Annotated in this window: 1 protein-coding gene; it reads right to left on the bottom strand. The window is 42.1% G+C overall.

Annotated elements, in window-relative coordinates; genetic code table 11:
• Positions 1-350: 350 nt before the first annotated feature.
• A complete protein-coding gene (locus HT737_RS32290; protein WP_374011228.1) occupies positions 351-476 on the bottom strand; it encodes a hypothetical protein in 126 nt (41 codons plus the stop codon).
• Positions 477-522 lie beyond the last annotated feature (46 nt).

The raw sequence follows: 522 nt of genomic DNA on the forward strand, positions 1-522 counted from the left end.
TTTCATCTTGGTAAATGAGCCTAGCTATCGTAGCGATGACCGACAGATCGGTAACAGGCTCAAAAACCTCATTAACGAGGACAGTCATGACATTTTCTCCTTCAACGATCCTTGGACAGGGATCTGGAAAACTTCGAATTCAGGAACTAGACTAGTAAGGTGGAGAGGAGTGTTAATCAAATCTATTTTCAGTACCTTGTTCCAAACCAGATGGAAGAAAATTGCCTGAGCGTCTAGATAAGAGATGGACAGAAGGGACGCTATTTTTCTTAGACAGGTGGCCAAAGTCCACGAATATTCCCGGCTGTTTGCTAGGCACTCGATAAAACTCGAATGCAAAGGGACTTTCATTAAATCGCGAGGGAGCTTCGAGTATTTCTGATTAGTCCAAGATTTTTTATCAAATCTCGTGTAAAAAATTCATCTGTGACGATTTTCCAATCAACACCTTGGCTTTGCCAAAAGCGCTTTTCAATCTCAAGTTTTTCAAGCGTGCGGTTACTTCCTTTGCCAACTAGGTCG

It is taken from the genome of Pseudomonas sp. MD195_PC81_125 (assembly GCF_014060985.1).
GTDB lineage: Bacteria > Pseudomonadota > Gammaproteobacteria > Pseudomonadales > Pseudomonadaceae > Aquipseudomonas > Aquipseudomonas parakoreensis.